Below are 12,032 nucleotides of genomic sequence, written 5' to 3' on the forward strand. Positions count from 1 at the left end.
CGCTTTTAGTTTAATCGTTAGATTCTAATAGCTAGCCTCCAATTTGGCGTTAACCGTGAGTGATGACATTTTGTTGCACTAACGCATCCAGAATGTCTGACGGCATGGTGCCACTTAAGGTTAGCTGAGGAGCAAGGTCTTCAACCACAATCACCTGTTCCGTAGTGCCTAAACCATCAGACTTGATCGTAAGCTCAATATCATCCCCTTCCACTTTCGCGTCTATCTGTTGTAGTAACGCCGTCATGTCTGGAGATGTGTTCTTCAGCTCTGGCAATACTTCGCGCAAGTCGATCTGGTCACCTTCAGATAGGCTGAAATCGGTAATGGTGTCTTCAACGCCATCTTCGATATTAAGCCATACGAACGAATCCATACCATCGCCACCGGTTAGAATATCTGAACCGCCACCGCCAATCAGTGTGTCGTTACCGTCACCACCAACAAGCGTATCATCACCCGCGCCACCTTCCAGTCGGTCATTTCCAGAGCCCGCAGTTAGGTCAGTCGCATTCGCGCCAGCCAATAGCTGAACATCGTCAGTTTCCGAAGCCAGGTTAATATCAACCGCGTCAGACACAATGTTCAGGTTAAGGTCTATTGAAGTTGATGTCGCCGTATCGTTGTTGTCAGTCTCTTCAGAAACCGCCTCAACTTTAAGCGTGTAACTACCCGGAGTTTGAGAAAGCCCTACTGCCTGTAAGCTATCGATCGCATCTGCCGTTGCCACCCAAACACCGCCACCGAGATCGGTCACAGAGCCGACATCACTGGTGATTTGAGCGCCAGCAGGCACATCACTGATATGCAGCGTTAGCTCCTCTGTAATGTCCGTTAAGGCGGCGATAATTCCAACCAAAGGAATGCCACTCGCACTGACTGACTGGCTCGCGGTAATGTTTCTCACATAATTAGACGCAGTATCAATCGACAAGGTTGGCGCATTTGCCACTGGCGTAACCGCGATGTTGTAAACAACAGGTGCTGTCTCTATCGCAATACCAGAAGGGTTTCCGCTGTCTTTGGCGACAACTTCTAACCCAATGCTATTGGTTGGAGACAGGCTCGCATCAAGGTAAACACCATTTGGACTAGTCGGCGTATCAATCAGCGCATTCAGGTCACTCAGAGCACCGACTAAGGTGACTGAACCAGTATTGTTACCGTTGACCATCACTGTCGTCACTGCCGGAAGTGATACGTTCAATGTACCGTAATCCACCGTCAGCGTGACTGTCATGAGATCATCGGAAAATGTATCAACATAATCAGGGTCACTGACATTGATACCACTCAATAGCTGACCAGCATCCTCGTCAACAACTGTAGTGACACTGTCACCATTAACAACAGGCGTATCGTTCACTCCATCGACAATCGCGGTGATCTCTGCAGTATCCGTTAAGAAGTCATTGGCGCCATTGGTTGTACCATCATCCTCGACGGTATAAGTGAACTTAACATCACCGTTGTATTCGTTGGCTGCGGTAAATACCCAGTATGGGCCAGTAATCGCAGCATCATCAGCACCGCCCACGTTCTCAAAGTGTTGTAATTGGCCTTGGCCTTCATCGAGCACCAGATTAGTCACGGTAATCGTGTCGTTTTCTGGGTCACTCGTTGCGCCAATCAAGTCTTCCTCTTTGATGATCAACTGACCTTCTTCTAGGATGGTGCCTAAATCGATGTCCGTTGCCACAGGCTGATCATTCACATCTGTTACCACAACACTGATTTCGCCGGTATCTGTTAAGAAATCATCAGCGCCGTTGGTTGTACCATCATCCTCAACGGTATAGGTGAACTTAACGTTACCGTTGTATTCATCAGCAGCCGTAAATATCCAGTACGGGCCAGTAATCATAGCGTCATCAGCGCCGCCGACGTTCTCGAAGCGCTGTAATTGGCCCTGACCTTGATCGAGCACCAAACTGTTCACAGTAATCGTATCGTTTTCCGGATCAGTGGTTGCGGAAATCAGGTCTTCCTCTTTAATGACCAGCTGTCCTTCTTCAAGCATGGTGCCCAAATCAATGTCCGATGCCACTGGCTGGTCGTTGACTTCTGTCACCACAAGGCTGACTTCAGCGCTATCGGTTTTAAAATCATCCGCACTATTGGTTGTACCATCATCGATAATGGAGTAATTGAATTTAACGTCGCCGTTGAAATCATTATCTGCAATGAATATCCAGAACGGCCCCGTAATCCCAGCGTCATCAGCACCACCAGCATTTTCAAAGCGCGTTAGCTGACCTTGCCCTTGAGTAAGAGTTACGCCGGTTACCGTGAGGTTATGGTTTTCTAGATCAGAACTAGCTGCAATCAAGTCACCTTCAACAATCACGATTTGACCATCTTCCGCAATCGAACCTAAATCAACATTAGTCGCCACAGGAGCATCATTCACTTCCGTCACCTTAATAGTGAAGGTAGCTTGATTGGTTTGACCGGTATTCGGATCACCTGCGTCAATCAGACCGTTATTACCACCATCATCGAGGGTCGCATTGATTGTGACTAAACCACTCTGGTTGAGGTAGTTCTGGTCTGGGTCGGGTTTGAATGTCACCGCTCCATTGGTCAACGCGGTATTGATGTCAGCTTCTTTACCGGTAATCACCAACGAACCGTCTGGCTGCAATACAAACGTCACGTCAGGTGAGCTGGTAAACTCAAACACGCCTTGCGCTCCTGGCAGTGTTTGATCCACTTGTAACGTAAGAACATACGGCGCATCTGGGTTATCAAAGTTAGCGTCAACATCGTAGATACTGAAGTTGTCGATAGCGATGCTAATATCTTCCGGCGTTTCAATGTTGGTCACATTCACAAATGTCGGTTGATCGTTGATAGGATCAATCACTAAATCAACATCGAAGCTGGTTGGCGTACCTAAGTATTCGGTGTTATCAGCATCTGTATCCACAGAACGAACGGTAATCTGCAGTGGACCATTGATACCTAGAGCATTACCCGCATCACTATTATGTTCGCCAGAGTTAAATACGATCTTATCTAGCGACTGAGCTGGAACATCTAGAGTCCAGAGCTGTGTAATTGGGTCATAACTACCCAAGGTGGTTCCGTCAGGGTAGTAGATAGATGCATCTTGAGGAACGCCTGCCACTTCGACTCGAAGGGTTTCAGGTGCATTTTCAGTAAACGTCCCACTTCCTGTTGCAGACAGTTCTTTGTCCAAAATCGTCGCATTGATTTCGATATCAATATTTTGGCCTTCATTGCCTGTCACAGAGTCGGTCGGGTTAGTATCGACATCATCACCCACAGGGAGTACGTGGACTTCAAAGCTCGGCAACGTGCCTGCATTCGTAGGAACACCTAGCAAAGACTCTTGAGTAAAGACTTCGACACCAAACTCAAAGGTACCACTGAAATCTTTCGGCGGTAGAACAGAGATCTCACTTAGATCAAATGACGTTGACACGCTAGGCGGTAATTGGACACTCCAGACTCCCCCACCATTATTCTTCACAGTAAAGTCTGAATTGTTGTCGACTCTGAATTGGAAACCATCCGGCACGTCAGTAAATTTAATCGAAACAAAGGATTCTGAACCATCTAAATCCGTCAAACCAATTGAGATCGGGCTAGTTCCAGACAACGAGATTTCTTGATCTTCGCTACCCGTAATTTCGATAACATCAGGGTCACTACCTGGCCCTGTGACGAGAACATCATCCACGACAGGGACGACGTCGAAACTCACCGACGTTGAAAAAGATTCGCTTGTAGCATCTTCAGTTGTGCTAGAACCTCCCTCATTAAACGTCGCGGTGTCTAAAATATTCCCGCTCACAGTAACGCTAACAGTACTGACATCAACACCATTTACATCATCGTAAGTCGGGAAGTTCTCTTTCGGTCTAAACAGCACACCAGACAAGGCTCCATTCTCAATTTCCGTCTCAGTGAAAGATATTGATGTGCCTAAAGCCGTTCCAGTATCACTGTAAAATTCACCATTACTTGTGTCATTTAAGGTTAGAGTAATATCGGTGAAGCGCTCATTGCCGCCTTCAACACCATTAACTTGGTCTGCAACCGAACCCGAGAAATCAAGCACAATATAGGTGTCTTCATAACCCACAGCTTCAGCCCCCGGTTGGCCATCGATATCAACTGGGTCCAACGAGTCATCTAAAGAACCCGCGATATCGACAGAAATAGTTGGCGCTAAGTCAGTTACTGCGGAGACTTTAATAATGGCGCTGGTATCAAGTACGTTCTCATCACCCGATATCAGGTCTTTGGTGATCACCTTAAATGGCAAGTCAAAGTCACCTGAATAATTTGCAGGTAAATTCAATACCAAATCAGAAAAGTCTGGCACTACACCTTGTACCAAAGTGGACTGATACACATATTCGCCGTTAACGAAGTCAATCTCACCGCTGCCCCCAATGCTTATATTTATGATCGTTTGGTCAGAACCTCCTGGGTTAACAACCACGGTATCATCAATAACGATGGTAATTTGATCATTAAATGCATCGCCACCACTGAAACTAATAATACTTTCAAGAGCATCACCCAGCATGAGTTGAGTGTCTTCAATTGCGTCGATAGTTTGATCTGGTGTCGCAGTTATATCCGCTGCTATTTCGCCACCACCACTGATCTCTTCTGGGAAGGTCAAAATAACGTTACCCTCTCGTGGAACAATCGCAGAATTCTGGTCACCTAATTCGTCCCCCAAGTCTTCAACTTGAGTAAACACCGTCATCTTAATGCTGCTAGTGTTAGTCGAGATACCATCATCATATGGCGCTGTTAGATCTAAGCCTTCTGGTGCGCTAATCGTAAATGCATCTTCATCTGTGACTACCCAACGGCCATCCCCCTCATACACAGCACCAGTCACGAGCAGTTGACTCAACACCTCTTCTGGTAACGCGCCATCAGACGTAGTAGTCAACTGAACCACGACCTCGTTAACGACTTCATTAATAGCAAATTCAGGAGAGACATCTTCTTCTTTATAACGGATAACGTACTCACCATCCAAGGTTTCAACACCGCCACCATCTACGGCTTCGTTATCGCTATTGGTCGTAAATTTGATAACACCTGCGGCATCAGAGGTAATCGTTGCCAATTCTCCACTGCCATCTTCATTGGAGAAAACGATAAAGTTATCGTCAACTCCATCTCCATCTGGATCTTCAGGTTCCACAACAGGCACAACTTGTACTGTGATGGTGCCTGTAATTGCTGGATTAGCAACTACCCGGCCGCCCTCACCAACAATAGCGTCGTCGGTGTACTCGAAATCTCTCTCCTCCATCTCCACGACAGTTGTCAGCGTAAAGTCTACACTCGAGTTTTCTGGTGGTGTCATTTGGATAAAGTTATTCGCCAAAGCAATCTGAGTAAATTGCTCCGGTGTTTGACTAGCGTCTTTAGGAGTAATAGTTAACGTACCTGCACCATCGTTTACAACAGTAACATCACCATTTACAGTAGGTGTGACACCCGATGGAATACCGGAAATCGTAATCGAAGTGAAATGCTCATCAGAATCAATATAGTCTGCACCTTCGGGGTGCCAATCAATGTTGATAGCCGTATCTTCATCACCGTTAGTCGTGTTGACATAAGTTGCTGATGTATCGATTCGAGGTATAACAAGCACTCGAACCTCTTGATCGAAGGACAGTGTATGACCATCATTCTCAGTCACAATCACTTTACCTTGAATATGAATATTCTCGGTTGAAGAATCGACAGGTCTGATGCGGATCCCTGAGGTTTTACCTGCCTCAGTAATATTCGCTTCGTAGATAGGTTTGGATAAGTCAGGACTACCGCCCGGTCCAGTTTCGTAACCAACAAAGTTAAGATCAATAACCGTACCGTCGCCATCTTCGAGAATCACACCATCAGGAATACCTGAAAGGATTACAGTAATGGCTTCAGATCCATCTCCAGTTAGAGGAGAATCTGTTGGGTCATCAGGTTTACGTTCGCCAGACAATACAGTGAAGTCAAGCAGAGCAAAGCTATCGCCATTTTGACTCTCTTCAATGGTAGTTTGAACACCGCTTGTCGCGCCATCTGTAAACGTTGTCCAATCTGTGCCATTCGTTCCACCATAAGGAACATCAGCAACACCTTTAACCTCGACGTTGACCGTTTTTGTACCCAGTATTTCTTCATCGACTTGTTGAGGATTTATTGATAAGTCCGCGGTGTCTTTGACCACACCTGTAACGTCAAAAGTGAAGTTTTCATTACTGTGTTTAGTAGGAACAACTTCCACGTTAGCCAAATCGGAATACGCGATTTCTTGGTAATTGGTACCACTAACTGTAGGCACCACATCAGTTGTACCTAAAAAGTAAAGTACGGCGCCTTCTGTAATATTACTGATACGAACAAACAGTTCTTCAGAGCCATCGGTATCCACCGACCCAGTCATGGTAATGACTTCGTCTAACGTGAATGCGTCTTTGTTGTCTAAAGACCCGACGTAATCTGGATCATCGATATTGTCTTCGTTGATCTGAATTCGACTAACACTGAATGTGCCAGGGTCCGCATCTGCGGTCACATCAATAACAATACTTTGTTCCACAGAACGAGCCGTCGTCTTATCGTTTGCTCCACCGTTGGCTGAATCATCGTATGGGTTAAGCGTCTCTTCCGTAATTGCCGTCGCTTTGAACTCAATCTGCCCTGAGAAATTATCAATAGGGTTAACTACGGTGCTATTGATATCAGCAGATGCGATGATATAAACACCATTAACGGGCGTTAGCACATTGCCATTTTGATCAAGTAACTCAAACTTCCCGTCGCCTTGAACTGCTTCAAGTTCGTAGGTAATCGTCTCAGTATTACTGTTATCTTGCGACTCTGCGTTCAGCTGCAACGTGACATTGTCTTCATCTTCGTTGACTTGATACTGATACGTGCTACTGGTGTCATCCCAAGTCGCAATATCCGCTACAGCTTCAATCTCAATTCTGAAGTTTGAATTAACGGTGTGATCCGTACTGCCATTTTTCTCAATTTCAAGCTCATAGCGAACTCGCCCACCAGTTTCATCCGAACTAGCGTGTTGGTCAGGAACAAAGAACAGGTTGTCTATCGTCGCGATAGTTTGTCTTGGTTCACTCGGGTTTGGAGCGAAGCTTTGTTCGAGTTCAGGAGAGCCAAATATAATGCTCCCATTTGACTCAGGCACTAATTCAATGTAGTCAGCACCATCAAAGTAATAAAAAGTACCTTGGTGACTATCACCTCCGTTCGGGCTTTTAATCGTCAACTGCCCAATAGATTCAGCGTTATCTTGGTCATACAGACTAACTTGCAGCGCAACTTGCGCTGGCGCATTCGGCAAACCATTTTGGTTATCTTGAACATTCTCAAGAGTCGGCTCATCACCTGTTGCGTAAGGTATCGTTGAATCTCTACCCGCGTCCTCGAAGGTCGTCACTTTCAGCGCGATTCTTGTAGAGTCCCTATCAGTAATCGTGATATCTAACGGTGTTTCAGAGGTGTCTAAATCACCATCTGTCGCAATCACGTTAATCGAGAAGTCGATAGTGTCATCACCGTCATGATCTAGATAGCCGTTAGCTCTGAATTCAACCTCACCATTTGAGTTGATGCGTAGACGGCCAAGTTCACGAGTATCAGCACCGCCATTTGTTTGCTCGTAGACTCGAACTTGTTGGCTACCACTGTTTAAATCGAAGCCGCTACTGTATGGCCCATTGTTTCCGCTACGGAAAACAATATCTGCACCATTATTTGAGATACCCTCAATTCGACTCAGTACCGCACCATCAGCCCCCACATCCGTCGCATTAGCAAACATGTCGACTTTAGAGTTGTTGTAACCCTGCCCTTCAAGACGAGTAATCGATTGAGTTGTCACCAACGGAACATCATCAGTAACCGTGATTTTTAAATCGATCGCGTTTGATTGGTCTTGATCAAAATCTTCTGCAACAACAGAGAAATTAAGGTCAATCGCATTTTCATCTGCACCATCAGGGTGTTTAAGTGGTTTAAACAATTCAAATTGGTAGCTATTATCCGAGGTATCGAAAATAATCTCGAACACCGCTTCATTACTCGTTGCAGTTTGAGCAACGTAAGTAAATGTTGTGCCGTTTTGTGAAACAGCTAGCCACTCTAAGCTTTCTCCATCAGAGGTTAAGCCAGTCAGAACCAAATCTTCATCAACCAGCTCATACAGCACAACGCCATCCGCACCTTCATCAACAGTGAACAGTCCATTGATAATGGTATCTTCAGATTGATCGGAACCAATCCCAGTAAGATCGTCTTCATCAACAACCGTTTCACCCGTCGGCGCCGTCATTACGGGCGCATCATCTAGCACCTCGATTGGTAATACATATTGGTTAGAATCGTCGCCATCACCATCAACAGCAACAACATCAAACGGTATTGTGAGTGTATCGAGGTTGCTCGGTGTCGTAGCGTGATTGAGAGGGCCAAGCAAGGTAAACGTGTAAGCACCATCATCAGTCAGCACTAATGTGAAGATTGGCGTTCCGCCTGGGTCAGTTGCGCCTTGGTAGGTGGTCGTGTTAGCAGCACCTGTGATCTCAGTGATCTTAATACCTTCACTGCCCGACGATAGCGTTGCTTCCAAAGTTGATATATTACGTAGTTCGTAAACCTCGACTTGGTCTGCACCTTCTGTGGTTACAAACGAACCTGTCGCTTGTGCCAGAGCGCCCAAATCATCTTCATCAACCACAAACGTACTCGCGACAGTGGTGTCAGTAATGGTTGGTACATCATCGGTAATCGTCACCGTCAGAGGCTTCACCGCTGAGTCAGTGTTGTCTTTATCGACTGCGATCACTGGCAAGGTGAAGATTTGATCATTGTTACCTTGTACAGGCAGGTGATCTAACTCTTCCAACAAGGTGAATGTGTACTCTCCTAGAACCACGCTGCTAAAGGTGATGGTGAAGATATCCGTTTGGACACCGCCGCTTTCAACGTAACCAATATAATTATCGCTGTTTAGAGGATCTTCTTTTAACTGAACCACCAAACCATCCGCTTTCAGATCGCCTGATGTGTTGAATTGAGCCGGATCAATACGGAAGTGGCTCACATCATCACTTCCTGCTGTGAAAGTAATGGTTTCAGTTTGGCTAACAGGTAAACCCGGTGAAGAACCATCAATCAGATTTGCTTCAGCCAACGCGACAGTCGGTACGGTGTCGATAGTTGGTGGCGCGCCATCGGCAATAGTTAACGTCACTGTAGACGTCACGATATCGCCGTCTTTATCTTCAGATGTCACCGTAATGGTCTTGACGATATCGCCACTAGAGTGGTCTAGATTGCGGTTAGGTTCAAAACGTACATCCCCTTCGAGATTGATAAACAAGGAACCTTCAGTGAACACAAATTCTTGCTCACCCGTGTCGGTTTGTACCAAGGCTGTTTCAGCTTGATTGTCATACACAAACTTAGTGATTGTCGCGCCATCTGCACTTTGCGCAGGCATCACATCAAATGTCGTTGTGGTTGGTGTTCCCGTGGTTGGCTCAGTAATGTTGAGCGCACCTGACTGCATCAGCTGAACATCATCAGTAATAGTGACAGTCAGTGGTTTAGACGCTGAAATATCACCATCGGTATCTTCTGCGTAAACAGAAAGATCAAAGCTCAGATCGTTATTTCCCAAACCATCAACATGGTCTAAACGTTCAAGTAGAGTAAACGTATATTGACTCGGATTCGTATCATCAAAATCTAGAGTGAAGATAACTTTCTCAACACCCGAACCATCCGTCGTGAATGCTATGTAGTCGCCAGAGTTTGCAGGGTCTTCACGCAAACTCAGTGACAAACCATCCGACTTCAACGCGCCGTTGGTATTGAAGAGCCCTACTTCCACCACTATTTCAGCAATATCATCACTGCTTGCAAGTGAAGTAATGGTTTGAGTCATACTCACGGGATTTACGCTAGGCGTCGAACCATCCGCAAGTAAGCTTTCTGACAATGCCACACCCGGCACAACGTCGATTGTTGGCCCATCACCATCAACAATGGTGAGCGTAACCGTCGACGAAAAGATATCGTTATCAAAGTCTGAAGACGTGAACACAATTGATTTAACAATGTCGCCCGCAGAGTGATCAAGGTTTCTATTTGGCTCAAACCTTACATCACCATCTAGTGTCACAAACAGTGAACCTTCAGTGAAAACAAACTCTTGTTCACCACTGATGTTCTGATTCAGAGTAATTGGAGAACCACCGTCATACGTGAACTGCGTAATGTTCGCGCCGTCTGCACTTGGTATTGGCATCACATCAACGGTAGTTGTTGTTGGAGTACCAGAATTTGGCTCGGTAATGGTTAAGAAGCCATCTTGCATTTGCTGGATGTCATCTTCTATCGTAACCACCACATCGCGCTTTGTTGACTCAGAATCATCTGTATCAACAGCATAGATAGGTAAGCGGAAAGTAAGGTCGTTGTTGAGCACGCCATCAAGGTGATCAAGCGCCTCAATCAAGGTAAATGTAAACTGAGCTTTGTTTGCACTATCAAAGCTAATGGTAAATACATCGGTAACGTTACCCATACCATCATCGGTATAACCAATGTAGTCACCAGCAGAAGAAGGATCTTCTTTTAGTTGAACAACAAGACCACTTGATTTCAACAGATCGCCAGGATTGAATTCGTTGGTCGCAATTCTAAAGTGACTAAAATCATCACTTCCTTCGGTGTAAGTGATTGTGTGAGTCGAACTTACCGGAGAACCAGTTGGCGTCGAGCCATCCGCTAGGTTGACTTCCGATAAGTTAACATCTGGAACCACATTGATAACTGGATCGATACCGTCTTTAATCGTCAAAGTGACATCCGCGGTATCTGTATCGTTATCAAAATCACTGGTGGTGACGACAATCGTTCTTACAATGTCGCCAGATGAATGGTCTAGATCTCGGCTCGGTTCAAAACGAACTTCCCCTTCAATGGTGATGTACAGCAAGCCATCGGTTACGGTAAAGACTTGTTCTGTAGAGATGCTTGGGTCTAACGTTACAGCTGTGCCACCATCGTAAGTAAACTGTGTCACTTTCGCGCCATCAGCACTCTGCGTTGGCATAACATCAATGATTGGCGTCGTTGGTGGCGTACCCGATGCCAAATCAGCTAATGAAGGCTCAGTGATACTCAATGTACCATCTTGAACACCTTGTACGTCATCGGTAATCGCAACCGTCATTGGCGACATTGCAGAATCATCACCATCCGCATCAACCGCTAACACAGGGACATCGAAGCTTAGTATATTGTTTTGTAATCCATCGACATGATCTAATGCCTCAAGCAGTGTGAACGTGTATTGCCCTAAATTGCTCGTCGAAAAGCTGATCGTGAAGACGTTGGTTTCTACGTTAGAACCATCTTTAACGAAGCCAATGTAATTACCAGAATTAGCTGGTTGCTCTTTTATTTCGACATCTAGACCGTTCGATTTCAAAGCCCCTGAAGTATTGAACTGCGTAGGGTCAATTCTGAAATGGCTTACGTCGTCACTACCCGCTGTATAGGTAATGGTTTGTGTCATTGTCACTGGATTACCGGTTGGCACAGAGCCATCGGCCAGATCCACTTCAGATAACGTAATTCCGGGAACAAGGTCGATAGTAGGAAGGTCACCATCAACAATCTTCAGTGTCACTGTCGATGTGACAATATCGCCATCGAGGTCAACAGATGTCACCTCAATAGACTTAGTAATGTCACCAGCAGCATGGTTTTGATTGCGCACCGGTTCGAAACGTATCTCACCTTCCGTCGTAATGAATACCGAACCTTCCGTGAAGACGAACTCTTGTTCACCATTCACATTTAAATCAAGGCTTTCTGCAGTATTGCCGTCAAAAACAAATGAAGTGACTTTGGCTCCATCAGCGCTTTGGTTTGGCATCACATCAAAGGTATTCGATGTTTCTACACTTGTTGCAGGTTCACGACTGGTGATTGTG

1 protein-coding gene (cut by a window edge) is annotated in these 12,032 nt (G+C 45.7%); it reads right to left on the reverse strand.

From position 1 onward, the window contains the following. Positions 1-49: 49 nt before the first annotated feature. Positions 50-12,032, reverse strand: the end of a protein-coding gene (locus tag L3V36_RS15325; protein ID WP_208775191.1) for a retention module-containing protein. Its footprint extends 18,278 nt past the window's final position; 11,983 of the gene's 30,261 nt are visible here — the last part of the coding sequence; its start codon lies off the right edge, out of view; the stop codon is at positions 50-52.

Source organism: Vibrio sp. G-C-1 (genome assembly GCF_021728015.1).
Lineage (GTDB): Bacteria > Pseudomonadota > Gammaproteobacteria > Enterobacterales > Vibrionaceae > Vibrio > Vibrio splendidus.